The sequence below is a fragment of the Nocardioides sp. SYSU D00065 genome, from assembly GCF_017916425.1.
Taxonomy (GTDB): Bacteria; Actinomycetota; Actinomycetes; order Propionibacteriales; family Nocardioidaceae; genus Nocardioides.
Map to the genome: position 1 here is coordinate 884682 of NZ_JAFMSX010000001.1, position 25625 is coordinate 910306.

24 protein-coding genes are annotated in these 25625 nt (G+C 73.2%); 17 read left to right on the top strand and 7 right to left on the bottom strand.

Features of this window, described 5'->3' with window-relative positions:
• Window positions 1-106: 106 nt before the first annotated feature.
• From J3P41_RS04360 to J3P41_RS04385, 6 genes are all read left to right on the top strand, one after another.
• The gene (locus J3P41_RS04360; RefSeq protein ID WP_210648983.1) at window positions 107-514 is read left to right on the top strand and encodes a molybdopterin-binding protein; all 408 of its coding nucleotides are present in this window, start codon (window positions 107-109) and stop codon (window positions 512-514) included.
• Window positions 511-1293, top strand: coding sequence for a molybdate ABC transporter substrate-binding protein (modA, locus tag J3P41_RS04365; RefSeq protein ID WP_307861823.1), 783 nt, complete (start codon window positions 511-513; stop codon window positions 1291-1293). Before J3P41_RS04360 ends, modA begins: the two co-directional genes overlap by 4 nt.
• The gene (modB, locus tag J3P41_RS04370; protein ID WP_307861824.1) at window positions 1290-2081 is read left to right on the top strand and encodes a molybdate ABC transporter permease subunit; all 792 of its coding nucleotides are present in this window, start codon (window positions 1290-1292) and stop codon (window positions 2079-2081) included. The genes modA and modB overlap by 4 nt, the downstream gene beginning before the upstream one ends.
• Window positions 2082-2110: 29 nt before the next feature.
• Window positions 2111-3070 (top strand): sulfate/molybdate ABC transporter ATP-binding protein, encoded by a 960-nt coding sequence (locus J3P41_RS04375; RefSeq protein WP_210648984.1) that lies wholly within the window; start codon window positions 2111-2113, stop codon window positions 3068-3070.
• 9 nt (window positions 3071-3079) lie between these two features.
• The gene (gene glpX, locus J3P41_RS04380) at window positions 3080-4084 is read left to right on the top strand and encodes a class II fructose-bisphosphatase (protein ID WP_210648985.1); all 1005 of its coding nucleotides are present in this window, start codon (window positions 3080-3082) and stop codon (window positions 4082-4084) included.
• Between the two features lie 75 nt (window positions 4085-4159).
• Window positions 4160-5077, top strand: coding sequence for an alpha/beta fold hydrolase (locus tag J3P41_RS04385; protein ID WP_210648986.1), 918 nt, complete (start codon window positions 4160-4162; stop codon window positions 5075-5077).
• 155 nt (window positions 5078-5232) lie between these two features.
• Here J3P41_RS04385 and galK read toward each other — a convergent pair whose 3' ends face one another.
• A complete protein-coding gene (gene galK / locus J3P41_RS04390; protein ID WP_307861825.1) occupies window positions 5233-6339 on the bottom strand; it encodes a galactokinase in 1107 nt (368 codons plus the stop codon).
• Window positions 6340-6439: 100 nt separating this feature from the next.
• Here galK and J3P41_RS04395 point away from each other — a divergent pair, with 100 nt between their 5' ends.
• Genes J3P41_RS04395 through J3P41_RS04410 form a run of 4 tightly spaced genes read left to right on the top strand, consistent with a single transcriptional unit; the run spans window position 6440 to window position 10838 of the window.
• Window positions 6440-7780 carry an extracellular solute-binding protein gene (locus J3P41_RS04395; protein ID WP_210648988.1) on the top strand — a complete coding sequence of 447 codons (1341 nt, stop codon included), beginning with the start codon at window positions 6440-6442 and terminating at the stop codon, window positions 7778-7780.
• On the top strand, window positions 7777-8727 hold the full coding sequence (locus J3P41_RS04400; RefSeq protein ID WP_307861826.1) for a sugar ABC transporter permease: 951 nt from the start codon (window positions 7777-7779) through the stop codon (window positions 8725-8727). Before J3P41_RS04395 ends, J3P41_RS04400 begins: the two co-directional genes overlap by 4 nt.
• 1 nt (window position 8728) lies before the next feature.
• On the top strand, window positions 8729-9568 hold the full coding sequence (locus J3P41_RS04405) for a carbohydrate ABC transporter permease (RefSeq protein ID WP_210648989.1): 840 nt from the start codon (window positions 8729-8731) through the stop codon (window positions 9566-9568).
• Window positions 9569-9575: 7 nt separating this feature from the next.
• The gene (locus tag J3P41_RS04410) at window positions 9576-10838 is read left to right on the top strand and encodes an ABC transporter ATP-binding protein (RefSeq protein WP_210648990.1); all 1263 of its coding nucleotides are present in this window, start codon (window positions 9576-9578) and stop codon (window positions 10836-10838) included.
• 138 nt (window positions 10839-10976) lie between these two features.
• Here J3P41_RS04410 and J3P41_RS04415 read toward each other — a convergent pair whose 3' ends face one another.
• From J3P41_RS04415 to J3P41_RS04425, 3 genes are read right to left on the bottom strand one after another with little or no spacing between them, the layout of a single operon-like run.
• Entirely contained in the window at window positions 10977-11621 is a 645-nt protein-coding gene (locus J3P41_RS04415) for a DUF1707 domain-containing protein (RefSeq protein ID WP_210648991.1), read from the bottom strand.
• A 45-nt stretch (window positions 11622-11666) separates the two neighbouring features.
• Window positions 11667-13373, bottom strand: a complete 1707-nt coding sequence (locus J3P41_RS04420) for a CapA family protein (RefSeq protein WP_210648992.1) — start codon at window positions 13371-13373, stop codon at window positions 11667-11669.
• Window positions 13374-13409: 36 nt separating this feature from the next.
• Window positions 13410-14498, bottom strand: a complete 1089-nt coding sequence (locus J3P41_RS04425; RefSeq protein ID WP_210648993.1) for an NAD(P)-binding domain-containing protein — start codon at window positions 14496-14498, stop codon at window positions 13410-13412.
• A 65-nt stretch (window positions 14499-14563) separates the two neighbouring features.
• On the opposite strand from J3P41_RS04425, the gene J3P41_RS04430 reads away from it, so the two are divergent.
• The 3 genes from J3P41_RS04430 to J3P41_RS04440 all read left to right on the top strand — a co-directional run bounded on the left by J3P41_RS04430 (window position 14564) and on the right by J3P41_RS04440 (window position 17781).
• Complete coding sequence (locus J3P41_RS04430; RefSeq protein ID WP_210648994.1) at window positions 14564-15325, top strand: isocitrate lyase/phosphoenolpyruvate mutase family protein; 762 nt, start codon at window positions 14564-14566, stop codon at window positions 15323-15325.
• A gap of 51 nt (window positions 15326-15376) precedes the next feature.
• Window positions 15377-16000: a hypothetical protein gene (locus J3P41_RS04435; RefSeq protein ID WP_210648995.1), complete on the top strand. Its 624-nt coding sequence runs from the start codon at window positions 15377-15379 to the stop codon at window positions 15998-16000.
• 62 nt (window positions 16001-16062) lie between these two features.
• On the top strand, window positions 16063-17781 hold the full coding sequence (locus J3P41_RS04440; protein ID WP_210648996.1) for a fumarate hydratase: 1719 nt from the start codon (window positions 16063-16065) through the stop codon (window positions 17779-17781).
• 9 nt (window positions 17782-17790) lie between these two features.
• On the opposite strand, the gene J3P41_RS04445 is transcribed toward J3P41_RS04440, so the two are convergent.
• On the bottom strand, window positions 17791-18765 hold the full coding sequence (locus J3P41_RS04445; RefSeq protein WP_210648997.1) for a hypothetical protein: 975 nt from the start codon (window positions 18763-18765) through the stop codon (window positions 17791-17793).
• Window positions 18766-18940: 175 nt separating this feature from the next.
• Complete coding sequence (locus J3P41_RS04450; protein WP_210648998.1) at window positions 18941-19810, bottom strand: MerR family transcriptional regulator; 870 nt, start codon at window positions 19808-19810, stop codon at window positions 18941-18943.
• A 169-nt stretch (window positions 19811-19979) separates the two neighbouring features.
• Here J3P41_RS04450 and J3P41_RS04455 point away from each other — a divergent pair, with 169 nt between their 5' ends.
• On the top strand, window positions 19980-20648 hold the full coding sequence (locus tag J3P41_RS04455; protein WP_210648999.1) for a spermidine synthase: 669 nt from the start codon (window positions 19980-19982) through the stop codon (window positions 20646-20648).
• Between the two features lie 61 nt (window positions 20649-20709).
• Here J3P41_RS04455 and J3P41_RS04460 read toward each other — a convergent pair whose 3' ends face one another.
• The gene (locus J3P41_RS04460) at window positions 20710-22602 is read right to left on the bottom strand and encodes a penicillin-binding transpeptidase domain-containing protein (protein ID WP_210649000.1); all 1893 of its coding nucleotides are present in this window, start codon (window positions 22600-22602) and stop codon (window positions 20710-20712) included.
• A 147-nt stretch (window positions 22603-22749) separates the two neighbouring features.
• Here J3P41_RS04460 and J3P41_RS04465 point away from each other — a divergent pair, with 147 nt between their 5' ends.
• The 3 genes from J3P41_RS04465 to J3P41_RS04475 all read left to right on the top strand — a co-directional run bounded on the left by J3P41_RS04465 (window position 22750) and on the right by J3P41_RS04475 (window position 25602).
• Window positions 22750-24132: an aspartate ammonia-lyase gene (locus J3P41_RS04465; RefSeq protein WP_210649001.1), complete on the top strand. Its 1383-nt coding sequence runs from the start codon at window positions 22750-22752 to the stop codon at window positions 24130-24132.
• Between the two features lie 109 nt (window positions 24133-24241).
• Entirely contained in the window at window positions 24242-24820 is a 579-nt protein-coding gene (locus tag J3P41_RS04470) for a TetR/AcrR family transcriptional regulator (protein ID WP_210649002.1), read from the top strand.
• Complete coding sequence (locus J3P41_RS04475) at window positions 24817-25602, top strand: NAD(P)H-dependent oxidoreductase (protein WP_210649003.1); 786 nt, start codon at window positions 24817-24819, stop codon at window positions 25600-25602. Before J3P41_RS04470 ends, J3P41_RS04475 begins: the two co-directional genes overlap by 4 nt.
• Window positions 25603-25625 lie beyond the last annotated feature (23 nt).

Consider the following 25625-nt stretch of genomic DNA (forward strand, 5'->3'; position numbering starts at 1 on the left):
CGCAGCGGCTCGCCGAGCCACTCAGCAAAGCAGGGGCGGCGCTCGCGTATCCGCACGTGCGGGCCGAAACCCGCACACGCCGCCGCAGTTGCGGCATACTGCCCTCGTGATCACGTACCGGATCGCGGAGGCCGCGGAGATCCTCGCGGTGAGCGACGACACCGTACGCCGGTGGGTCGACACCGGCCGGATCCCGTCGCAGCGCACCGAAGGACGAACGACGGTGTCCGGAGCCGACCTCGCGCTCCTCGCGGAGCACCTGGCGGAGTCCGGCGAGGTGGCCGAGCGGGACCGCACGCGAGCGAGCAGGGTCAGCGCCCGCAACCGGATGAGCGGGATCGTCACGCGCGTCAAGCGCGATCACGTGATGGCACAGGTCGAGATGATCTGCGGCCCCTACCGCGTGGTGTCCCTGATGAGCAGCGACGCGGCGGACGAGCTGGGCCTCGAGCCGGGCGCCCGCGCCATCGCGAGCGTGAAGTCGACCAACGTCGTCGTCGAGGTCCCCTCGTGAGCGCCGCGCACCAGCGGATGCAGCGCCGCATCCCGATCCCGGCCAAGGTCGCGGGAACGCTCGCGGGACTGCTCGCGCTGGCCGCCTGCGGGGGCGGCGACGCGGCCGGGGGCGACCACGGCGAGCTCACGGTCCTGGCCGCCGCGTCGCTCAGCGACGTGTTCGAGGACCTCGCCGTGCCCTTCGAGGAGGAGCACGGCGTAGAGGTGCGGTTCTCCTTCGGCTCGAGCACCGACCTCGCCGAGCAGGTGGCCGACGGCGCCCCCGGCGACGTGCTGGCCACGGCGGACTCGGCGTCGATGGACCTCGCGACGGACGCCGGGGTCACGGGCGACGTGGGCGTGTTCGCGACCAACGTGCTGACGATCGCCGTACCCAGCGGCAACCCGGCCGGGGTCGACTCGCTCGACGACCTGGCCGGTACGACGTGGGTGCGCTGCGCCGACGAGGCGCCGTGCGGCAAGGTCGCCCGTACGCTGCTGGAGGCCGCAGGCGTCACCGCCGAGCCTGCCAGCCTCGAGGAGGACGTCCGGGCGACCTTGGACAAGGTGATCTCCGGCGACGCCGACGCGGGACTGGTCTACCGCACGGACGCGGTCGCCGCTGACGCCGAGGTCGACTCGGTCGACGTCCGCGGCGCCGGGGATGCGCCGACGTCGTACGCCATCGCCGTGCTCGAGCAGTCGCAGCACGCCGGCCTCGCCGCCGACTGGGTCGCGTGGGTGCGCTCGGCGCAAGGCCGCGAGATCCTCGCTGACGCCGGCTTCGGGATGCCGTGAGGGACCGGCTGGGTCGGCCGCCCGTTCTGCTGATCGTGCCGGCGGTCCTCGGGACCCTCCTCCTGCTCGTGCCGCTGGTCGCCATGGTCGCGGACACGCGCTGGCAGGCGCTTCCCGGCCACCTGACCTCGCGCACCGCACTGGAGGCGCTGCGCCTGTCGCTGCTGACCTCGACGGTCGCGATCGCCGTCTGCCTCGTGCTGGGACTGCCCCTGGCCTGGTTGCTGGCGCGGGTGGACTTCCGTGGCCGGCAGGCGCTGCGCGCCCTGGTCACCGTGCCGCTGGTGCTGCCGCCGGTGGTCGCCGGGGTCGCGCTGCGCAGCGCGTTCGGCCGCACCGGCGTCCTGGGCGAGCCGCTGCTCGCCTGGACGGGCTTCGCGTTCCCCTTCACCACGTGGGGTGTCGTGCTGGCACACGTCTTCGTCTCGATGCCGTTCGTCGTGATCGCCATCGAGGGCGCCCTGCGGTCGGCCGACCCGAGGTACGACGACGCCGCGGCGACGCTGGGCGCCACCCGCTGGACGACCTTCCGCCGGGTCACCGTGCCGCTCGCGCTGCCCGGGGTGGTCGCCGGCACCGTCCTCGGCTGGGCCAGGTCGCTGGGCGAGTTCGGGGCGACCATCACGTTCAACGGCAACTACCCGGGCACCACCCAGACGATGCCGACGCTGATCTACGTCACCCGGCAGGCCGACCAGGACGCCGCGCTGTCGCTGAGCCTGGTGATGCTGCTGGTCTCCATCGGCGTGCTCGTGGCGCTGCGCGACCACTGGCTGGGCACGCCGTGACGGCCCGTCGGCTGGAGGCGGACCTCCGCGTGGCTGCGCGCGTGCGGGCCGAGTTCGCCGCGGAGCCCGGCGAGGTGCTGGCGGTGATCGGTCCCAACGGCGCCGGCAAGAGCAGCCTGCTGCACGCCCTGGCCGGCCTGGTCGACGCCGAGGGCCACGCCCGGCTCGGCGGCACCGACCTGCTGGCCCTCCCGGTCCGCGAGCGCCGCGTCGGCCTGGTCTTCCAGGGCCAGCTGCTGTTCCCGCACCTGACGGCGCTCGACAACGTCGCCTTCGGGCTGCGCGCCCGCGGAGCGGCCCGCGCCGCCGCGGACGCCGTGGCCCGGGACTGGCTGGAGCGCTTCGGGATCGCCGATCTGGCCGGACGCCGGCCGCGCGAGCTGTCCGGCGGCCAGGCCCAGCGCGTCGCCATCGCCCGCGCCCTGGCCACCGACCCCGACGTGCTGCTCCTCGACGAGCCGTTCACCGGGCTCGACGTGTCGGTCCAGATGGCGCTGCGCATCGAGCTGGGACGCCACCTGCGCGACTTCGCCGGCATCGCCCTGCTGGTCACCCACGACGCGCTCGACGCCCTCACCCTGGCCGACCGGGTGCTGGTGCTCGACCAGGGGCGCGTCGCGCAGGCCGGCCCGCCCGCGGAGGTCGCCGCCGAGCCGCGCACGCCGCACGTCGCCCGGCTCGTCGGGCTCAACCTCGTCGCCGACGGCGACGAGCTGATGACCTTCACCCCGGACGCGGTCGTCGTCTCGCTCACCGAGCCGGAAGGGTCCTCCCGCCTCCGGTGGCACGGCCCGGTCGCGAGCCTCGCGCCGCACGGCGACGCCGTACGCCTGCTCGTGCACGCCGCCACCGACCTGCTCGCCGACGTCACTCCCGCAGCCGCCGCCGAGCTCGGCCTGGTGCCGGGCACGGAGGTCTGGCTGTCGGCGAAGGCGACCGCGGTGAGCCGCTACCGATCGTCCGGCGACGCCGACCCGACCGGCCGATAGCATCGCGCCATGAGCGCCAGCGCCCCTCAGCCCGACCGCAACCTCGCCCTCGAGCTGGTGCGGGTCACCGAGGCCGCCGCCATGGCCGCCGGCCGCTGGGTGGGGCGCGGCGACAAGAACGACGCCGACGGCGTCGCGGTCAACGCGATGCGCGTGATGATCTCCACGGTCGAGATGCGCGGCACCGTCGTCATCGGAGAGGGCGAGAAGGACAACGCGCCGATGCTCTACAACGGCGAGGAGGTCGGCGACGGCACCGGCGCCGAGTGCGACGTCGCGGTCGACCCGATCGACGGCACCACCTTGACCGCGAAGGGGATGAGCAACGCCATCTCGGTGCTGGCCGTCTCCCCGCGCGGCTCGATGTACGACCCCAGCGCCGTGTTCTACATGGAGAAGCTCGTCACCGGCCCCGAGGCCGCCGACGCCGTGGACATCCGGCTGCCGGTGAAGGAGAACATCGCGCGGGTCGCCAAGGCCAAGAAGATGTCGCCCCGCGACGTCACCGTCGTGCTGCTCGACCGGCCCCGCCACGCCCGGCTCGTGGAGGAGATCCGCGAGACCGGCGCCCGCATCAAGTACATCACCGACGGCGACGTCGCCGGGGCGATCATGGCCGCGCGCCCCGACACGGGGGTCGACCTGCTGCTGGGTGTCGGAGGTACGCCGGAGGGGATCATCGCGGCCTGCGCGATGAAGTGCCTCGGCGGCACCATCCAGGGCCGGCTGTGGCCGCAGGACGACGACGAGCGCCAGCGTGCGATCGACGCCGGCCACGACCTCGACCCCGACGTGGTGCTCGGCACCGACGACCTGGTGACCGGCGACGACGCCTTCTTCGTCGCCACCGGCATCACCGACGGCGAGCTGATGCGCGGGGTGCGCTACCGCGGCGACGGCGTCACGACGCACTCGCTGGTCATGCGCTCGCGCAGCGGCACCGTCCGCTCGATCACCGCCGACCACCGCCTGTCCAAGCTGCGCGCGCTGTCCTCCATCGACTTCGACAACTGACGCCGTCGACGGAAACGGCGGGCTGACCGCCCTGCCGTGCTGGGCGGCGCGAGCGCCGTCGTGTTCACTGGGCGCATGCCGACCGCAGACAGCCCCGACGGGCCCGTCGTCTCCGAGGAGCTCTACGCGCCGATCGGCGAGGTGGAGCTGTGCTACCAGACCTTCGGCGACCCCGACGACGAGCCGCTGCTGCTCGTGATGGGGCTGAGCGGACCGATGACCTGGTGGGACCAGGTGTTCTGTGAGCGGCTCGCCGCCGCCGGGTTCCACGTCGTGCGCTACGACAACCGTGACACCGGCCGGTCCTCGCGGGTCGCCGCGCCGGTGCGCCACGACCAGCTCCTGCGCGCCTTCGCGACCGGGCGGGCGCACGCCCCGTACAGCATGTCCGACCTCGCGGGGGACGCCGTCGCCCTGCTCGACCACCTCGGGCTGGAGTCCGCGCACGTGGTCGGCGTGTCGATGGGCGGGATGATCGCCCAGACGGTCGCCATCGAGCACCCCTCGCGGGTGCGGTCGCTGACGAGCATCAGCTCCACGACCGGTCGGCGCACCGTCGGCTGGCAGCACCCCGCCCTGCTGCCGCGGCTGATCGCGCCGCGCAAGGCCGGGCGCGAGGCGTACATCGCCAGCAGCGTCGCGATGTGGGCGCTGATCGGGTCCGCGGGCTACCCCAGCGACCCCGAGTCGCTGCGCACCCGAGCCGGCGAGACGTTCGACCGCGGGGTGAGCACCAGCGGCGTGCTGCGCCAGATGATGGCCATTCTCACCCAGCCGGACCGCACCCCTCGCCTGCGCGAGCTGCGCATCCCGGCGCTGGTGCTGCACGGCACGGCCGACAAGATGGTGCACGTCAGCGGCGGGCGCGCGACCGCCGCCGCGATCCCCGGCGCCGAGCTGGTGCTGATCGACGGGATGGGCCACGACCTGCCCCCCGAGCTGTTCGACACCTTCGTCGAGGCGATCGCCCGCACCGCCGCCCGCGCCGGCTAGCCCGGGCTCGGGGCTCGGGGCTCGGTGCTCGGGGGACCCCGGTGGCGATCCCCGGCTAGCCGGGGAATCTCGAGCTTACCGGCCGAAGTTTCGGGGGTGAGGCTCCAGTTTCCCCGGCTAGCCGGGGAAACCCACCGCGGCCCCCGCCGCCAGTTTCACCGGCTAGCCGGGGAAACCCGCCGCGCCCCCGCCGCCGCCTCGGCGGTGAAGAGGGCAGGCTCGGCGAAGCCGGCGTCGGCGGAGGCGCGGCGTACGGCGTCGCCCGCCGCGTCGACGTCAGCGGACGGCACCAGGGCGATGACGCAGCCGCCGAACCCGCCGCCGGTCATCCGGGCCCCCCTCGCGCCGGCGGACAGCATCGCCTCCACCGCGGTGTCGACCTCGGGGACGGTGATCCGGAAGTCGTCGCGCATCGAGGCGTGCGAGGCGGTCAGCAGCGGTCCGAGGTCTTCGGTCCGTCCTGCGCGGAGCACCTCGACGGCGTCGAGGACGCGGGCGTCCTCGGTGACGACGTGGCGGACGTAGCGCCGCAGCTCCTCGTCGTCGAGACGGCCGAGCGCGTCGTCGAGGCCGGCGAGCGTGACGTCGCGCAGCGCCGGGACGCCCAGCTGACGGGCCGCCTCCTCGCAGCCGCTGCGGCGAGCGGCGTACTCCCCGTCGGCGTGGCGGTGCGGGGCGCGCGTGTCGGCCACGAGCAGGACGAGCCCGGCGCCGGCTGCGTCGAAGGGCACCGACTGCGTGGTCAGGTCGCGCATGTCGCAGAACAGCGCGTGGCCCGCCTCGCCCCGCAGGCTGGCGAGCTGGTCCATCCCGCCGGTCGGCGCACCGACGGCGTCGTTCTCCACGCGCCGGCTGAGGTCGAGCAGGCCGTCGGGGCCGAGGTCGAGACCGAGGTGGTCGTCGAGGGCGCACACGACCGAGCAGACCAGCGCGGCCGACGAGGACAGCCCCGCGCCCGACGGCACGTCGGAGTCGACCTCGATGCGGATCGGCGGGACGTCGACGCCGTCGTCGCGCAGCAGCCACAGCGCCCCGAGGACGTACGCCGCCCAGTCGGGGGCGTCGTCGCGCCCGGCCAGCCCCGAGGGTCGGACGGTGGCCGGGGCCGAGGCCTGGGCCGAGGCGACGGTCCAGCCCTCGTCGGCCGCCGAGAGGGTCGTCGTACATCCGTGCCGGAGGGCGAGCGGAAGCACGAAGCCGTCGTTGTAGTCGGTGTGCTCGCCGATCAGGTTGATCCGTCCGGGCGCGAACCAGCGAGTCACGTCGGGCCTTTCCGGTTGCTCATTCGAAGGGCTGGGGTTGGTTGCCAAACCCTAGCCCTTGCCGATAGACCAGTGACCCGAGTCACTACGAGGAGGGCGCATGGCTTCACGTTCATCGACCCCACGGCCGGGCCGCCCGAGGGCCCGGCGGATCGCCGGCTCGGTGGCCACCCTGGCGCTCGCCAGCAGTCTCCTGTCCGCCTGTGGCGGCGACGGCGGCACACCGACCCTCAACTGGTACGTCAACCCCGACGGGGTCGACACGTTCCGCGAGTACGCCGAGAAGTGCAGCACCGACCAGTACGACATCGCGGTGCAGCAGCTGCCCGCCAGCGCCACCGACCAGCGGACCCAGCTCGCGCGCCGGCTCGCGGCCGAGGACTCCTCGACCGACATCATGAACCTCGACCCGGTCTTCGTGGCCGAGTTCGCCAACGCCGGCTGGCTGGAGGAGGTGCCCGAGGACATCGCCACCGAGATCACCGATGGCGGCGACTACCTCGAGGGCGCGGCCGACACCGTCGTGTGGGACGACGGCGTCTACGCCATCCCGCTGTGGGCCAACACCCAGGTCCTCTGGTACCGCAAGTCGCTCGCCGAGGCCGCCGGCCTCGACATGAGCCAGCCGGTGACCTGGGACCAGGTCATCGAGGCCGCCGCCGCGCAGGGCGGCACGGTCGGGGTCCAGGCCAACCGCTACGAGGCGTACGTCGTGTGGATCAACGCCCTGATGCAGGGCGCCGGCGGCGCGATCGTCACCGACACCGAGGCCGGTCGCGACGCGAAGGTCGAGCTCGACAGCGACGCCGGGCGTGAGGCCGCCGCGATCATCCAGAAGCTCGCCGACAGCGAGGCGGCGCAGCCCGACCTCACCGTCTCCAACGAGGGCACCAGCCTGGGACAGATGTTCCCCGAGGAGGGCCCCGGCGAGTTCATGGTCAACTGGACCTTCGTCTACGCCAACTACAAGGGCCTCGTCGGTGCCCCGGGCGGACCCGCCGACGAGCAGGAGTTCGAGGACCTCGGCTGGGCGCGCTACCCCGCGACCGTCGAGGGCGAGCCGTCCAAGCCCCCGATCGGCGGCATCGACATCGGCATCGGCGCCTACTCCGAGCACCCCGAGTGGGCGATGGAGGCGGCGCAGTGCATCACCTCCACCGAGGCCCAGGTCGACCTGGCGGTCAACGACGGCCTGATGCCGTCCACCAACTCGGCGTACGACGAGGTGGCGGCGGGCGGCGAGTTCCCCGAGGACCTCCTCGAGCTCTACCGCACCAGCGTCGACGAGGGCGGCCCGCGGCCCAAGAGTCCCTTCTACAGCCAGATCTCCAGCGCCGTGCAGTCGGTCTGGCACTCCCCCACGTCGGTGAGCCCGGACTCCACGCCCCGTGAGTCGGCGCAGTTCCTCGACGACGTCCTCAGCGGAAGGAGCCTGCTGTGACGCACACGACCGTGGCGCCCGACGACAAGCGCGACGTGCGGCGGGCCGACAAGGCCGCCGCCAGCGACCGGTCGAAGTCCGAGAACCGCCTCGGCATGAAGCTGGTCGCCCCGGCGATCTTCCTCATGCTCCTGGTGACGGCGTTCCCGATGCTGCGCGCGCTCTACCTCAGCGTCTTCAACTACAGCCTGACCGCACCGGACGACCGCGAGTTCGTCGGGTTCGCCAACTACTGGACGGCCCTGACCGACTCGCTGTTCTGGGAGACGACGCTCAACACGGTCTTCATCATGGTGGTGACCGTCGCGATCGAGCTCGTCATCGGGTTCGCCTTCGCGATGGTGATGCACCGGGTGATCTTCGCCCGCGGCGTCATCCGCACCTCGATCCTGATCCCCTACGGCATCATCACCGTCGTCTCGGGCTTCGCCTGGCAGTTCGCCTTCAGCAACAACAACGGTTTCGTGAACGCCTGGCTGCCGTTCGTCGAGGACGGCTTCAACTGGTTCGGCCAGTACGGCTCGGCGATGGCGGCGATCATGGTCTCGGAGATCTGGAAGACCACGCCGTTCATGTCGCTGCTGCTGCTGGCCGGCCTCGCGCAGGTCTCCGAGGACATGCTCGAGGCGGCGAAGGTCGACGGGGCGACGTGGTGGCAGCGGCTGTGGAAGGTCATCCTGCCCAACATGCGCTCGGCGATCATGGTGGCGGTGCTCTTCCGCGCGCTCGACGCCTACCGCATCTTCGACAACATCTACGTGATGACCGCCGGGGCCCAGGGCACCGAGTCCATCTCGTTCCTCACCTACCGGCAGGTCATCGAGCAGTTCCAGCTCGGGATCGGGTCGGCGCTGTCGGTGCTGCTGTTCCTCTCGGTGCTGCTGATCGCCTTCCTGATCGTCAAGATCTTCCGGGTCGACCTCGCTGCTGCCCGACAGGAGGGCTGACATGAGCACCACGAACAAGATCGGCGTCGTCATCGGCGCGGCACTCATCCTGCTGTGGTGCCTGCTGCCGGTGGCGTGGATCATCTCGCTGTCGTTCAAGAGCCAGGAGGCGATCACGAACGGCAGCCCCGGGTTCCTGCCGTCGGAGGGCGGCGGCGCGGGATGGCAGAACTACCGCGACGTCCTGGCCGACGACCAGTTCCTGCGCTCGATCCTCAACTCCATCGGCATCTCGCTGATCGCGACGCTCCTGTCGGTGATCATCGCGACCCTGGCGGCGTACGCGATCGCGCGGCTGGAGTTCACCGGCAAGAAGTTCGTCCTGACGCTCGCGCTGGTCATCGCGATGTTCCCGGTGGTCTCGCTGGTGGGGCCGCTGTTCGACATGTGGCGCACCTTCGGCATCTACGACACCTGGCCGGGACTGATCATCCCCTACATGTCCTTCACGCTGCCGCTGGCGATCTGGACCCTGTCGGCCTTCTTCCGCGAGATCCCGTGGGAGATGGAGCAGGCGGCGCAGGTCGACGGGGCCACCTCGTGGCAGGCGTTCCGCAAGGTGATCGTCCCGCTGGCCGCTCCCGGCGTCTTCACCGCGGCGATCCTGACGTTCTTCTTCGCGTGGAACGACTTCGTCTTCGGCATCTCCCTCACCTCGACCGAGCGGGCCCGGCCGATCCCCGCCGCGCTGTCGTTCTTCGTGGGCTCCGACCCGTTCAACCGGCCGGCCTCGCTGCTGGCCGCGGGAGCCGTCGTCTCGACGATCCCGATCATCGTCATCGTCCTGCTGTTCCAGCGCAAGATCGTCGCCGGCCTCACCTCCGGCGCAGTGAAGGGGTGAAGCTGTCATGGCCGCCATCGAGATGAAGCACATCGTCAAGAAGTACGGCGACGGGTTCCCGGCCGTCAACGACGTGAGCATCGACGTCGCCGACGGGGAGTTCCTGATCCTCGTCGGGCCGTCCGGGTGCGGGAAGTCGACGCTGCTGCGGATGATCGTCGGGCTGGAGGACATCACCGAGGGCGACATGGTCATCGGCGGGAAGCGGGTCAACGACCTCGCCCCGCGCGACCGCAACCTCGCCATGGTGTTCCAGAACTACGCGCTCTACCCGCACCTCACCGTCTACGAGAACATCGCCTTCCCCCTGCGCCTGGCCGGTGCCTCGGACGCGGAGGTCGACCAGAAGGTGCGCGAGGCGTCCAAGACGCTCGAGCTCGACGAGCACCTCGAGCGCAAGCCGGGCAACCTGTCCGGCGGCCAGCGCCAGCGCGTGGCCATGGGACGCGCCATCGTCCGCGAGGCGGAGGCGTTCCTCTTCGACGAGCCGCTGTCCAACCTCGACGCCAAGCTGCGCGGGCAGATGCGCACCGAGATCGCCCGCCTGCAGAAGCGGCTGGGGATCACCACCGTCTACGTCACCCACGACCAGACCGAGGCCATGACCCTGGGCGACCGCGTCGCGGTGCTCAAGCGTGGCGTCCTGCAGCAGCTGGCCACGCCGCGCGAGCTCTACGAGAACCCGGCCAACCTGTTCGTCGCGGGCTTCATCGGCTCCCCGCCGATGAACTTCCTCCCGGCGCGGGTCGACGGCGACTCGGTCGAGCTGCCCTTCGGCAGGGTGCGGCTGCCGGCCGAGAAGGCGGCCCGGGCCCAGGGCAAGGACCTGCTCATCGCCGGCATCCGGCCCGAGCACTTCGAGGACGCCAGCGTCGTCGACGCCGACAAGGTGACCGACTCCACGTTCACCGCCACCGTCGACGTCGTCGAGTGGCTCGGCAACGAGGCGTACGCCTACGTGCCCTTCGAGGCGCCGCCGGAGGTGCAGCGGCAGCTCCAGCAGCTCGAGCGCGACCTCGACGGCGAGTCGCTGCGCACGCAGCTGGTCGTCTCCCTCGACGGGGCCAGCCGGATCCGCGAGGGCGACGAAGCCACCATCTGGGTCGACGCGCGCAAGATGCACCTGTTCGACCCGGCCACCGGCGAGAACCTGACCGTCGACGCCTCCCGTGCCGGTACGGTCCCGGGCGGCGACGCGATGGCGAAGGCGGAGCGGGTCGGCGAGCAGCAGGACAACGTCGAGTCGAGCTCGGACCAGGCGACCACCTGAGCGTCCACCAGTGATGTCCGGCCCCGCAGGTCGGCGTGGAACCGAGGCCCCGGGAGCATCAGCGACCGGGGCCTCGCCGCGTCGTCGGCCGCGTCGTGAGCGTCGTGGGCCGGGTCGCGGGCGGCGTCGTGGGCCGGGTCAGTAGGTGCCGAGGATCTTCCGCGGCGTGCCGGGCGGCGGGAGCCGCTGCACGGTGACGGAGCCCATCATGGCCATGCCACGCACCCGGACCACCGGCGAGTCCGGGCCGAGCTCGGCGGGCACCTTGTCCCGGGCCTGGCTGTACTCGCCCATGATCGGCGTCCCGTCGACGACGACGTGCACGTGGGCGGGCACGATGACCTTGACCTCGCCCATCACCGCGCTGGCGTTGATGAGGGTCTCGCGAGCCTCGAGCTGCGCCTGGCGGAGGTCGATGACCACCCCGCCCATGAGGGCGAAGGCGCTGTGGTGCTCGGGCACCGCCCACACGCCCTGCCGCTTGCACTCGCTCATGATGGCCACCGAGGAGTTGTGGCCCACGGCCGGCACCGACGACGGCGGACGGCGTACGGGCGCGGCGGCGTGCGGCGCCACCGGACCGGGCGCCTGGAGGTCGACGGTGATCGGCACCAGGTCGCCGTACGTCTTGGCCTGCCAGGTGCGCTCGAGGCGCTCCTCGAGCTCGTCGAGGTCGAGGCGGCCGTCACCGGCAGCGTCGCGGAGCACGTCGGCCACGCGCTGGCGGTCCGCGTCGGAGATGCGCATCTGCGACGGGTCGTACGGGCGCTCCATCTCCCCCATGCGCCCAGACTAGCGATCCCTCGCCGGACGCGCCCGTGACGGGCGTCAGGGATCCGAGCGCGGTACGTCGCTCGCGGCGACGTGCTGGTAGTCCTTCGTCGAGCTCCAGTGACCGCCCCACTGCCAGCCGATGCGGGCGAACGCGGCGACGGGGAGGTCGCCGTCGCGGATCGCCCCGGTCGGCACCGGCGCCGACCTGCTGCGGTCGATGCGCGCGTACCGCCGCCCGGCGGGCGGGACGACCGATCCGGGCCGGACGTAGGGGTTCTGCAGCGGGTTGAGGTCGATGGCTGCGCCGTAGGCGTGGTCGGACCAGTTCGGCTGGCCCGCGACGCGCCGGCAGTTGAAGCCGGAGGTGTTGTTGGCCGCCATCGAGGCGTCGTCGTCGCCGCCGTAGTCGTCGACCAGCCGCATGCGCGCGATCGGCCACCCGGCGTCGTACAGCCGGCCGAACACCTCGGTCACCTCCCGCGCGAAGCGCCGGTGCACGACCATCTCGCCGGTGCGCGCGACGCCGTCGAAGCTCCGGTGGGTCATCGTCAGGTGGCGCAGGTCGGCGAGCGGGACCGGACAGCCGGGCCGGTGACTGGTGCCCCGCATCCGCTCGGCCAGCTCGGCGTCGATCGGGGACACCGTGGCGGCGTACGGAGGGTCGTCGGCCTGCGCCCCACCGGGCTCCGCGGCCAGGCCGCTGCACCGCTGTCCGGCGCGCCAGTCGGCGACCGCGCGGGCGCGGGCGGCGCCGGTGAGGGGCACCGGCCGGCCGTCGGTGGCGGAGATGCGGGCCGGGGTCCAGGACTTCGTGCTCCCGCCGTCGCCGTCCAGCGTGACCGTCAGGACGCCGCTGGCCGACTGTCGGGCGTTGTACCAGGCGAGGTTGCCCAGCCCGTAGGCCACGAACGTGTCGCGGGACCAGCCGGCGCCGCCGAGGACGTGGGTGTGCGCGCCGACCACGACGTCGGCGCCCGCAGCGGCGAGGTCCCGGGCGAGCAGGCGCTGCGACTGCGTGGGGCAGCGCTGGTACTCCTTGCCCCAGTGGAGGTAGACCACGACGATCTGGTCCCTCGCGGCGGCGGCCGAGACGGCGTCGAGCAGCTGGTCCGGGCTGCGTCCGCGGGCCGACGCCGTGCCGAGGGTGCCGGGGCCGGCGCTCCACACCTCGCTCGCTCCTTCGCGCTGCACCCCGTCGGCGGCGAGGAACGCGACCTCCCGGCCGCGCACGTCCACCACGTGCGCGGCGTGGGCGGCGGCACCGCGGCCGGCGCCGACCGGGGCCAGCCCGCGCGCCCGGGCCGCGGCGAGCGTGTCGGCGAGCCCGCCGCTGCCGTAGTCGCCGGCATGGTTGTTGGCCACGCTGACCACGTCCACGCCCGAGTCGGCGAGCACGTCGAGGGCACGCGGGGTCGTGCGGAAGTGGTACCGGTCCTGGGGTAGCTCGAGCTCCTTGGGGTCGCGCCGGCCGCGGGCGGTCACCGCGGTCTCGAGGTTGACCATCGCGACGTCCGCCGCGCGCAGCGTGCGCGAGATCGGGCCGAGGGTCGCTCCCGGCCGGCGGAGCAGCGCGGCGACGTGGCCCTCGAAGTGGACGTCGCCCCCGAAGGCGAGGGTGATCTCCCCGGCCGGGGACGCAGCGGTCGTGGTGGTCACCGACTCCGGCCGTCGCGTCTCCCCGCCCGGCGCCGACGCGGTGCACCCGGCGAGGAGGAGGACGCAGCCGAGGACGGCCACCACCCGTCCGACGCGTCCGTCCATCCTCCGATTGTGCCCGGCGCGCGGTGGCGCGGCGCCTCAGGCGGCGGCGGTCGCGAGGTGCCGCGAGACCGCCAGGGCCGCCTGGCGAGCGGCGCGCGAGGCGCCGATGGTGCTGGCCGAGGGCCCGTAGCCCACCAGCTGCACGCGCGGGTCGCGCACCGCGGTCGTGGCACCCTGCACGTTGCCGGGCACCGGCACCAGCGCGATGCCGCCCTGCGGGGTCCGCAGGTTGAGCGGCGCGAGGTGGTCGACCGCGGCCCGGAAGCCGGTGGCCCAGAGGATGGCGTCGACCCGTTCGTCGCGACCCGCCTCCGCGCCGGCCGTCCACCGGACGCCGTCCGCCTCGATCCGGTCGAACATCGGCAGCCGCTCGTACGCCCCGAGCCGGGCCGCCTGCTGCTCCTGGGGGCGCAGCGCGAGGCCGGTCACGCCCACGACGCTGGTCGGCGGCAGCCCGCGGCGTACGCGCTCCTCGACGGCGGTCACCGCGGCGAGCCCGGCCGCCTCGTCGAAGTCGTCGCTGCGCCACACGGGGGGCCGGCGGGTCGCCCACAGGGTGTCGGTCACCGGGGCCAGCTCGCCCAGGTGCTGCACCGCGGACGCGCCGCCACCGACCACGAGCACCCGACGCCCGGCGAAGTGCTCGGCACCGGGGTAGCCGGCGGTGTGGAGCTGCTCGCCGGCGAACGTGCCGATCCCTGGGTAGTACGGGACGAAGGGCCGCCGCCACGTTCCCGTCGCGTTGACCAGGGTCCTGGTCCGCCACGTGCGGTCGCCGGCCCGCACCACCAGCAGTCCGCCGTCGTCGTCGACCCGGTCCACCCGTACGGGGCGCACGACCGGAAGGCGGTGATGGCGCTCGTAGGCGCCGAAGTAGTCCGGCACGACGTCGCGCGCCGCCCGCTCGGAGCGGCCGGGTGCCGGAGAGCCGGGCAGGTCCGCCACGCCGTGCACGTCGTCCATGCTCAGCGACGCCCAGCGGTGCTGCCAGGCGCCACCCGGTCCGGCGTCTGCGTCGAGGACGACGTGGTCGATGCCGCGCTGGCGCAGGAAGTACGACGCGGCGAGGCCGGCCTGCCCGGCGCCGACGACCACCGAGTCGAGCACCTCACCGACGACCGTCATGTCGGGTGCAACGCGGGACGGGCGGCCCCTATGCCCGCGCCTCGGCCGCGTGGGAGCCTCGGGGCATGGACATCACCACACGCGCCACCACCCTCCTCGAGCTGCACCACACCGGCACCACGCTGGTCCTGCCCAACGTCTGGGACGCCTGGTCGGCCCGGGTCGTGGCCGAGGCCGGGTTCCCCGCCCTGAGCATCGGCAGCCACCCGCTGGCCGACTCCCGCGGCCAGGGCGACAACGAGGACATGTCGCTCGACGACGCCCTCGACGGCGTGCGCCGCATCTGCGCGGCCGTGCCCGAGGTGCCGGTCACCGCCGACATGGAGGCCGGCTACGGCGCCGCCCCGGCCGAGCTGGTCGAGCGGCTGCTCGAGGCCGGTGCGGTCGGAGTCAACATCGAGGACACCGTGCACTCCGAGGGCGGCCGGCTGCGGTCGGTGGCCGAGCACGCCGACTACATCGGCGGCATCCGGCAGGCCGCGGACGCCGCCGGGGTCGACCTCGTCGTCAACGCGCGCACCGACGTGTGGCTGGATCCCGACCGCTTCGACGACCCGGTCGCCGAGGCGCTGGCCCGCCTGACCGCCTGCGAGGAGGCGGGCTCGCGCTGCAGCTATCCGGTCAAGGTGCCGGACGCCGCGTCGCTGCAGGCCTTGCTCGACGGCCTGGCCGGACCGGTCAACGTGATCGCCAACCCCCGCACCGGGTCCGCGGCCGGATCGCTGGAGGACCTCCAGGTCATGGGGGTGCACCGGGTGACGTTCGGTCCGCTGCTGCAGAGGGAGCTCGCTCCGGAGCTGGCCGCACTAGTCGCCGCCTGGCGGTAGCCGCCGCCGTCAGCATCAGGCGCGCGTGCGCACGGGTCCTAGGGTGGAAGCGTGCGCATCGCCCTCGTCCTGCTGGTCCTCGCGGTCGGGGTGTACGTCGTCGTCCGGCTGCTGCAGCGCCGCGCCGCGGCGCGTCGTGGCGGGTCGCCCGCTCCTCCCCCGGTGCGTCCGCACAGCCCACGCGCCGAGCAGGACTACCGGCGTGCCGTGCGCGAGCGCGCCGAGCGGCAGCGACGCGGCGTACCCGAGCCGGAGCCCGAGCCGGAGCCCACGCCCGCCACTGACGCCGCCTCCAGGCGGGTGGTCATCGACGACGACGTGTTCGGTCCGGACGAGTGGGGCGACCCCGGTTCGGAGTACTTCGTCGTCACCAGCGCGGCATCGGCCCGCGCGGTCGCCGACGCGGTCGCGCGCGCCGGCCGCCGGTTCATGCTGGTCGACGAGCTGGGGCGCGAGCACGCCGACGACGACGCGGCGGTCGCGGCCTTCACCGAGGGCCTCTACACGCCCAACTACACCGCCGACCCGGTCGTGACCCCGCACGGGGTCGAGGGCTACGTCGACTGCAAGGGCGTCATCCCGGCGCCCATGGGCGTGACCTTCACGCGCATCCTGCGCGAGGAGCTCGAGCGGCTCGGCGCACCGGCACACGTCCGGACCCGCGGCAGCGACTGACCGACGGTGCGGGCCCGGGTGGTGGCACGGTCGCAGTCGGCGGCGGCGTACGCTCGGCGCTCGTGACCGCTCCTTCCGGCCCCGAGTTCCGCTATTCCGACCTCCTCCCCACCGCCGGCTCCAACGGCGCTCCCGAGACGCCGTACCGGCTGGTGACGACCGAGGGCGTGTCCACCGTCGAGGTGGGCGGGCGCACTCTCCTGCAGGTCGAGCCCGAGGCGATTCGCCGGCTCACCGAGGAGGCGATGCACGACATCAGCCACTACCTGCGGCCCGGCCACCTCGCCCAGCTGCGCCGGATCATCGACGACCCGGAGGCGTCGGGCAACGACCGCTTCGTCGCCCTCGACCTGCTCAAGAACGTCAACATCTCCGCCGGCGGCGTACTGCCGATGTGCCAGGACACCGGCACCGCCATCGTGATGGGCAAGAAGTCCGAGGGCGTCCTCACCGGCGCCGACGACGGCGAGGCCATCAGCCGGGGCGTGTACGACGCCTACACCCGGCTCAACCTGCGCTACTCGCAGCTCGCGCCGCTGACGACGTTCGAGGAGAGGAACACCGGCACCAACCTGCCGGCGCAGATCGAGATCTACTCCACGCCGGCCACCGACGTCCCGGAGTACAAGTTCCTCTTCATGGCCAAGGGCGGCGGCTCGGCGAACAAGTCGTTCCTCTTCCAGGAGACCAAGGCCGTGCTCAACCCGACGCGGCTGATGGAGTTCCTCGACGAGAAGATCCGCTCCCTCGGCACCGCCGCGTGCCCGCCGTACCACCTGGCCGTCGTCATCGGCGGCACGAGCGCGGAGTTCGCGCTGAAGACCGCCAAGTACGCCAGCGCGCGCTACCTCGACGACCTGCCGACCGAGGGCTCGATGGCCGCCCACGGCATCCGCGACACCGAGCTGGAGGAGAAGGTCCTCGAGCTCACCCGCTCCTTCGGCATCGGTGCGCAGTTCGGCGGGAAGTACTTCTGCCACGACGTCCGCGTGATCCGCCTGCCGCGCCACGGCGCGTCGTGCCCCGTCGCGATCGCCGTCTCCTGCTCGGCCGACCGCCAGGCGCTCGGCAAGATCACGCCCGAGGGAGTGTTCCTCGAGCAGCTCGAGACCGACCCGGCCCACTACATGCCCGAGGCCGGGCTCGCCGACGACATCGCCGGCGGGGAGGTGGTCGCCATCGACCTCAACCAGCCGATGGCCGACATCCTCGCCGAGCTCTCGAAGCACCCGGTGAAGACCCGGCTGTCGCTGACCGGGCCGCTGGTCGTGGCCCGCGACATCGCGCACGCCAAGATCAAGGAGCGCCTCGACGCCGGCGAGGAGATGCCGGCGTACATGAAGGACCACCCGGTCTACTACGCCGGACCCGCCAAGACGCCCGAGGGCCTGCCGTCGGGGTCCTTCGGTCCGACGACGGCCGGCCGGATGGACTCCTACGTCGAGCAGTTCCAGGCCGCGGGCGGGTCGATGGTGATGCTCGCCAAGGGCAACCGCTCCAAGCAGGTGACCGAGGCCTGCGGCACCCACGGAGGCTTCTACCTCGGCTCGATCGGCGGGCCCGCCGCGCGGCTGGCGCAGGACTGCATCCGGTCGGTCTCGGTGCTGGAGTACGAGGAGCTCGGCATGGAGGCGGTGTGGCGCATCGAGGTCGAGGACTTCCCGGCCTTCATCGTCGTCGACGACAAGGGCAACGACTTCTTCACCGACCCCTCCGGCGCCGTCACCGTCCCGCTCGGCTCGCTGCTGCAGTCCGGGATCCGGGTCCGCTCCGCGCAGTAGCCCCGGACGTCATACGGGGCGGGCCGACGCCTGCCCCGTCCGTATGACGTTGCCGCGCTGCCAGCCGCCCGCGACGAGCGCCTCCTCGATCTGGGCGAAGAAGGCGTCGGGCTCGAGCCGCAGGCCGAGCAGCGGGAGCCGGAGGACGCGGTCGCGGGCGATGACGAGAGAGTTCTGGCGCAGCGCGTCGCCGACGACGTTGGTGGCCCAGGTGTGATGGATGCCGTCGACCTCGACGACCAGCGCGTAGTCCTCCCAGTAGAGGTCGAGGTAGTAGCGGTGGGCCCCGTCCCGTCGCAGCACCTGGCGGGTCGGCGGTGGGAGCCCGCGCCGGCGCAGCGCGCGTACGACGTCCAGCTCGCCGAGCGACCGCGCCCCGTCGAGCAGGTCCAGGATCGTGGTGTGCACGAGGCGGCGCCGCCGGTCACGCCTGATGCGCAGCGACTGCCGTCCGAGCTCCTCGGCCGTGGCGAGCCCCTGCTGCACGACGAGGGTGAGCACGTACGTCGCCTGGCGGTCGGACGCCGCCCACAGCGCCGCGCGGACGGCGGCGACGTCCGGACGGGTGCGCGGGATCCCGGACACCGCGAGGTCGCTCGCGTCCCACCGCCGCGTCTGGCGGATGTCGTAGTGGGCGGAGCGGCGTACGCGTGCCCCGCGAGGTACGGAGACGCGGTGCCGCTGCACCTCGTAGCGCTCCAGGCCGCCGGCGACCAGCGCGGAGGCACCGTCCAGGCAGGCTCTCGGTCCACTCTGGAACACCGCCGCCCACCGGTGGCCGGCGTCGGAGATCTCGCTGTTGTGCAGGCAGACCGACTGGTCCCCGACGAGCTGCCACCTGCCCCCGCGGACCTGACCCCTGACCTCGTAGCGGGTCAGTCCGAGGTCGTACAGCTGGGGCCTGGACACGACGCCGCCCTGGCGCGCGGCCAGCTGGCGGGCCTGGACGGGGCGGGGGTCGTCGTGCGGGGTACGTCGTGGCATGCGGCGAGGGTTCTCGCCGCGGCCGCCCGTCGCCACGACCCGGCGCACCGGCTGTGGAGAACCCACCTCCGCCGACCTCTGTGGACGGCAGCGGCACGCCGGACGTCATACGGAGCGGGCGGACGCTTGCCCCGTCCGTATGACGTCCGGGGCGGGGGCGGAAGGGCGGGCAGCCCTAGCCGACCGCGCCCAGCTGCCGGGCCAGCGCGGCGGCAGCCGCGCCCGCGCGGTGGCCGAGGTGCTCGGGTCCCTCGACCTGCGCCTGGTGGGCACCACCCAGCAGCACCGCGGTCAGCGGCGCGAGCGCCTCGGTGACCTCGCGTACGGCGGGCAGGTCCTCGACGGTGGGCACGGACAGCACGGCCGCCTCCGGTGCGACGAGCGAGACCGTGCCCACCCAGGCCTCGAGCGGGAGGTCACCGCCGAGGTACGTCACCGCGACGCCGCGCGAGCGGAGGACGACGGCGAAGGACAGCACGCCCAGCTCGTGGCGCGAGCCGCGGGCCAGCCCGACCACGACGCGGGGTCCGCCATCGCGCGCAGGCGGCAGCGACTGGAAGGCGTGCGCGAGCCGGCGGTGCATGGCCGCGGTGACGAAGTGCTCCCCCGCGACGGTGATCTCGCCGCGCTGCCAGGCGTTGCCGAGGTGGACCATAGAGGGCAGGAACCAGTCGTCGACCAGCGAGACGAGGTCGGCGTCCGCGAAGGCCTGCGCCAGCAGCCGCTCCAGGCGGGGCCCGTCGAAGCTGCGGGCGCACTCGACGAGCGCCGCGAACCGCGGGTCGGACGAGGGCACCTCCGGACGCGGCAGCGCAGACTCCGCGGCCGCCGCGTCGTGCACCACGTGCCGCGCCGCCTCCTGCGCCGACCATCCCGCCTCGACGAGGCTGCGCATGACGCTCAGCCTGCGGACGGCCTCGTCGTCGTAGAGCCGGTAGTTGCCCGGGGAACGGTGTGGGGCGACCACGCCGTAGCGCTGCTCCCACTTGCGCAGGGTGCCGCTGGGCACGCCGGTGAGCTCGGCGGCTCGTCCGACGGTGTACACGTGTTCCAACGTAGAACGCCTCCGGGCGCTCGGCAGTACTTTGCGCGCACTTCCGCGCGGCGACGTTGGACGGGGCTTGGACGCCGCGTGGACGACACGTGGAGGAGGTGCCCGTACGACGGGATGGACGCCGTGGCCGGTCCCGCGCCGGCGTTGGCAGGATGGACTCGTGGAGAGTGCCGAGATCGCCCGCGCCGAGACCGAGCGCGGCGAGGTCGTCCTGCGACGACGTACGTCCGAGGCGGCCGCCGACGTGCTGGAGCTGCGGGTCAACGGGGTCTTCGTCATGGACACCCTCGAGACCACCAGCGAGATCGAGCTCGCGGCGCAGGCGCTCGAGCTCGTCGAGCGGCCGGCGTCCGTGCTGATCGGCGGGCTGGGACTCGGGTTCACCCTCCAGCGGGTGCTGGCCGACCCTCGCGTGGAGCGGGCGGTGGTCGTGGAGATCGAGGAACCGCTCGTGCAGTGGATGCGCGACGGCACGGTGCCGCACGGCCCGGCGATCCTCGCCGACACGCGGGCCACGGTCGTCAACGCCGACATCGCGATGGCGATCGCCGAGGCGCGATCGACGTACGACCTGGTGCTGCTCGACGTCGACAACGGCCCGGGCTACCTCGTGCACGCCGCCAACGAGGCGGTCTACGAGGAGCAGTTCCTGCGCCGCTGCCGCGACCTGCTCAGCCCGGGCGGCGTGCTCGTGGTGTGGTCGGCCGCCGCCGCGCCCGCGCTGCTGGAGGCGCTGCGCGAGGTGTTCGGGCACGCCGAGGAGCAGGCCCACGACGTGCTGCTGCAGGACCGTCCGGAGAAGTACTACCTCTACCTCGCCCGCCGCTGAGCCCGCCGCTGAGCCCGCCGCTGAGAGCTCGCCGCTGAGAGCCGGCCGCTGAGGGCTCGGGTCAGCGCAGGAAGGCCTCCAGCACCGGCCCCGCGGTCTGCGACCCCGAGACCCCGGTCTCCACGAACACCGCGACCGCCAGGTCGCCGCGCGTGGCGATCATCCAGGCGTGGGTCGCCAGCTCCCCCGCGGCGTCCGGCGTGCCGTACTCGGCCGTGCCCGTCTTGGCGCCCACCTCCCCTGGTACGTCGAGCAGGAACCGTCCCGAGCCCGACGTCACCACGGCCCGCATCAGGCCGCGCAGCGTGTCGGCCTCCTGCGGGGTCAGCGGCACCTCGGGCTGCGTCTGCTCCACCTGGTGCTCGGGGAGCAGGACCGGCAGCACTGCGCGGCCGGCCGACACCGAGGCGGCCACCGTCGCCATCGCGAACGGGCTCGCGAGCACCGTCCCCTGGCCGATGAGGTCGGCCGCGGCGCCGGTCTCGGTCTCCGGCGGCGGCACCTGGCCGAAGTACACCGGGAACCCCAGGTCGTGGTCGGTGCCCAAGCCGAGCGCCTGTGCCGCCGCGGCGAGGTCACCGCGGCCCAGCCGGTCGGCGTTGCCGATGAAGGCGGTGTTGCAGGACTGCGCGACGGCCTCGGTGAGGGTGATCCGCCCGACCGAGGTCGCCGGGTAGTCGTCGTAGTTCTTGAACGACCGACCGTCCACGACCGTCGTCGCGGGGCAGTCGACCGCGTCGTCGACGGTCAGCCCGGCGCGCAGCAGCGCCAGCGAGGAGACGACCTTGAAGGTGGAGCCGGGTGCGTACTGGCCCGTGGAGGCCAGGTCCGCCCCGGCGGCCCCGGCGCCGTTGGCGGTCGCGAGGATCGCGCCGTCGGAGGGCCGGATGGCGACCAGGGCGCTGGCGGGACCGTCGGCACCGAGGCCGGCCAGCGCCTGCTCGGCCTTCTGCTGCAGGGCCGGGTCGAGGGTGGTGGCGAGGTCGGCGCCGTCGGTGGCCGGCACCTCGTGGATCGTGCGCAGCCGGTCCTCGGCGTCGCGGGCGACCACGGCCGTGCCGGGCGTGCCGCGGAGCTGCTCGTCGTAGCGCGCCTGCAGCCCGGACAGTCCGACCTCGTCCCCGGCGAGGATGCGTCCCTCGGACGCCTCCACGATCTCGGCCGTCGCCGGGCCGACGCGACCGAGCAGCGCGGCGGCGAACTCCCGCGTCGGCGCGAGCGGCAGCGTGTCGCGGACCGCGAGCGCCCCCGGCACCTGCCGGAAGGCCGGCAGCACGTCGCGGGCGTCGTCCTCGCGCAGCACGACCGCCTCGACGAAGGCCTCCGGCCCCATCGCCTCCGCGCGTGCGACGTACGAGTCGACGTCGACGTCGAGGATGGCGGCGATGCGCCTGGCGCTGCGCGCCACCTGGGGCCCGTCGACCTTGGTCTTGTCCAGTCCGTAGCGCAGCACCGGGCGCTCGGTGACCAGGGCGACCCCGCCGGCGCCGGTGATCTCACCGCGCTGCGGGCTCAGCGTCCGCAGCCCGAGCGTGTCGCCCTCGGCCAGCTCCTGGGACAGCGCCGCGGGGGTCCAGTCGACCTCCCAGCCGGACTCGACCGGGAGCAGCGCCACGGTCGACTCGTACTCCCACGCCGCGTCGTCGGTGAGCTCCCAGCTCCAGCCCAGGGTGGCCGTCGCCGACGCCTCGGCGTCACCGCTCGCCTCCGTCTCCTCGACCGACACCACCTCGACCGCGACCGGTACGTCGTCGAGCGGCGCGACCAGCTCGGCGTACGCGGTGCGGTCCGCCTCGTCGGTGAGCGGCACCTCGCCGAGCGAGTGCTCGGACAGTGCGGCCGCGAGGTCGTCGGCGGTGCCGGAGGCGGGTTCGTTGTCGTCGCCGCCGAGCGCGGAGCAGCCGGCGGCCACCCCCACGAGCACAGCGGCGATCCCGAGACGCAGTGATCGCATGGGCCGATGCTCGCAGCGTCGCCGCCGCGAGGCGCGGCCCACACGCCGATCCGGGTCAGCCGAGCTCGGCGCGGTCACGCACGACGTCGCCGCTCCAGACACCGGTCCGGCGGCCCGACCCGGTCGGACTCGGGCTACCGTCTCCTCATGAGCGAGACACGCATCGAGCACGACTCCATGGGCGAGGTCGAGGTGCCTCGCGACGCCCTGTGGCGGGCCCAGACCCAGCGCGCGGTCGAGAACTTCCCGATCAGCGGTCTCACGCTGCAACCGCGGCACGTGCAGGCGCTGGCCCACGTCAAGGCGGCCGCCGCGACCGCCAACGCCGCGCTGGGCGTGATCACCGACGAGCAGGCGCAGGCGATCCTGACCGCCGCCGACGAGATCGTGGCGGGCCGGCACGACGGCGAGTTCCCGATCGACGTCTTCCAGACCGGCTCGGGCACCAGCTCCAACATGAACACCAACGAGGTCATCGCCACGCTGGCCGCCCGCGCCGGCGTGGAGGTGCACCCCAACGACCACGTCAACGCCTCGCAGAGCAGCAACGACACGTTCCCGACGAGCATCCACGTGGCCGCGACGCTCGCCGTCGTCGACGACCTGCTTCCGGCCCTGGACCGGCTGGCATCGGCGTTCGAGGCCAAGGCGGAGGAGTTCGCCGACCTCGTGAAGTCCGGCCGCACCCACCTGATGGATGCCACCCCGGTCACCCTGGGGCAGGAGATGGGCGCGTACGCCGCCACGCTGCGGCTCGGCGTCGAGCGGCTCGAGGCGGTGCTGCCCCGGGTCCGCGAGCTCCCCCTCGGCGGCACGGCGGTCGGCACCGGGATCAACACGCCGGCCGCGTTCGCCGAGCGCGCCATCGCCGCGCTGTCCGAGCGCACCGGCCAGCCGTTCGCAGAGGCCCGCAACCACTTCGAGGCCCAGGGCACGCGCGACTCCCTCGTGGAGCTGTCCGGGGTGCTGCGCACGGTCGCGGTCGGCCTCACCAAGATCTGCAACGACCTGCGCTGGATGTCCTCGGGACCGACGACGGGGCTCGCGGAGATCCACCTGCCCGACCTGCAGCCGGGCTCGAGCATCATGCCCGGCAAGGTCAACCCGGTGCTGCCCGAGGCGACGCTGATGGTGTGCGCCCGCGTCGTCGGCAACGACGCCACGATCGCCTGGGCCGGAGCGGCCGGCAACTTCGAGCTCAACGTGATGATGCCGGTCATGGCGCAGGCGCTGCTCGAGTCCATCCACGTCCTGTCGACGTCCAGCGTGCTGCTGGCCGAGCGGTGTGTCGACGGCATCACCGCCGACGCGGACCGGATGCGCCGCTACGCCGAGTCGTCCCCGTCCGTCGTCACGCCCCTCAACGCTCACATCGGCTACGAGCAGGCGGCCAAGGTCGCCAAGCAGGCGCTGGCCCAGGGCGCCACGATCCGCGAGACGGTGATCGCGATGGGCTACGTCGAGCGCGGCGAGCTCACCGAGGAGCAGCTCGACGCCGCCCTCGACGTCGACTCCATGACCGGGCGCTGAACCGGGGGTCGCTCGTGCGCTTGCGCCCGCTGCTAACTTACGAAAGGTAAGTTAGCGACGAGCGTGAGGAACTTTCGTGACCACACCCACACCGAGACAGCCTCGACGGATGGCCCGGTCGGAGCGGCGCGCGCAGCTGCTGGCGACAGCGCGCGAGCTGATCCGGGAGGACGGGACCGACGGGCTGACCCTCGCCCGGCTCGCGGAGCGCGCCGGCGTGACCAAGCCCCTGGTGTACGACCACTTCGGCGACCGGGCGGGCGTCCTGGCGGAGCTGTACCGCGAGTTCGAGGCGCACCAGCGCGAGACGCTGGACGCCGCGCTCGAGCAGGGGCGGCACGACCTGGCGACGGTCGTCGACCTGGTCTCAGGGGCCTACCTCGACTGCTGTGTCGCTGAAGGGCGGGAGATGGCCGACGTCGTGGCCGCCCTGAGCGGGTCCGTCGCGCTCACGTCGCTGCGTCAGGAAGCCGAGGACGCCTACCTCGTGATGGCACGGGCAGCCCTCGAGCCCCTTGCCGGACCGATCCCAGCGTCGGCGCTGCGCGCCGTCGTCGGCGCGGGCGACGCGTTGGCCCGCAGCGTCCTGGACGGCGACGTCACCGCGACGGACGCCCGCAGGGTGCTGGCTCGGGTGGTCTCGGCGTTGGTCGGCGACCGCGACGACAGCCGGCGGAGCGACACATGACCATCACGCACCCGATCACCCCGGGCACCGCGCTGTGGGTCCACGCCCACCCGCGCTCGGACTCGCTCAACGGCCGACTGTTCGCCGAGGGTGTCCGGGCACTCAGCACCGACTTCGACGTACGGACCTCCGACCTCTATGCGCAGGGCTTCGACCCGGTGCTGCGCGAGTCGGACCTGCGCCCGGCCAGCACCGGTGGCCCGATCTGGCAGCAGCTCGAGGACGCCTACGCCTCCGGGTCGCTGCCCGACGACATCCGCTCCGAGCAGGCCAAGCTGGCCGCGGCCGAGCTGCTGGTCCTGCAGTTCCCGCTCTGGTGGTACGCGCCGCCCGCGATCCTCAAGGGCTGGTTCGACCGGGTCCTGACCGGCGGCTTCGCGCACGGGGACGTCGATGCCCAGGGCCTGCCGAGACGGTACGGCGACGGCGGCCTCGCCGGGCGCCGGGCGTTGGTCGTTGTGACCGCGGGCGAGGACGCCCGGTCCATCGGCCCGCGCGGGATCAGCGGCGACCTGGACTCGCTACTGTTCCCCGTCACCCACGGCGTGCTGTGGTACGTCGGCATCGAGACGCTCGACCTGCACGTGGTCCACGACGCCGACAGCCTCACCGCGAGCGAGGTCGAGGCAGAGGTCGAGCGCTTGCGCGAGCGGTTGAGCGGCATCGCGTCCGAGCCGGCCCGGCGCTTCCGGTCCCTGCGGGACGGGGACTACCGGGAGACCCGGGCGTTGCGCGCCGACGTGCTGCCCGGGCGCACCGACCTGCAGATCCACTACGTGTGACCGGCGGGCCGGGACGCGTGGCG

Coding starts and splice junctions, on each gene's coding strand:
- glpX (WP_210648985.1), top strand. CDS start 3,080: ATGAGCGCCAGCGCCCCTCAGCCCGACCGCAACCTCGCCCTCGAGCTG.
- J3P41_RS04385 (WP_210648986.1), top strand. CDS start 4,160: ATGCCGACCGCAGACAGCCCCGACGGGCCCGTCGTCTCCGAGGAGCTC.
- J3P41_RS04395 (WP_210648988.1), top strand. CDS start 6,440: ATGGCTTCACGTTCATCGACCCCACGGCCGGGCCGCCCGAGGGCCCGG.
- J3P41_RS04405 (WP_210648989.1), top strand. CDS start 8,729: ATGAGCACCACGAACAAGATCGGCGTCGTCATCGGCGCGGCACTCATC.
- J3P41_RS04410 (WP_210648990.1), top strand. CDS start 9,576: ATGGCCGCCATCGAGATGAAGCACATCGTCAAGAAGTACGGCGACGGG.
- J3P41_RS04415 (WP_210648991.1), bottom strand. CDS start 11,621: ATGGGGGAGATGGAGCGCCCGTACGACCCGTCGCAGATGCGCATCTCC.
- J3P41_RS04420 (WP_210648992.1), bottom strand. CDS start 13,373: ATGGACGGACGCGTCGGACGGGTGGTGGCCGTCCTCGGCTGCGTCCTC.
- J3P41_RS04425 (WP_210648993.1), bottom strand. CDS start 14,498: ATGACGGTCGTCGGTGAGGTGCTCGACTCGGTGGTCGTCGGCGCCGGG.
- J3P41_RS04430 (WP_210648994.1), top strand. CDS start 14,564: ATGGACATCACCACACGCGCCACCACCCTCCTCGAGCTGCACCACACC.
- J3P41_RS04445 (WP_210648997.1), bottom strand. CDS start 18,765: ATGCCACGACGTACCCCGCACGACGACCCCCGCCCCGTCCAGGCCCGC.
- J3P41_RS04460 (WP_210649000.1), bottom strand. CDS start 22,602: ATGCGATCACTGCGTCTCGGGATCGCCGCTGTGCTCGTGGGGGTGGCC.
- J3P41_RS04465 (WP_210649001.1), top strand. CDS start 22,750: ATGAGCGAGACACGCATCGAGCACGACTCCATGGGCGAGGTCGAGGTG.
- J3P41_RS04470 (WP_210649002.1), top strand. CDS start 24,242: ATGGCCCGGTCGGAGCGGCGCGCGCAGCTGCTGGCGACAGCGCGCGAG.
- J3P41_RS04475 (WP_210649003.1), top strand. CDS start 24,817: ATGACCATCACGCACCCGATCACCCCGGGCACCGCGCTGTGGGTCCAC.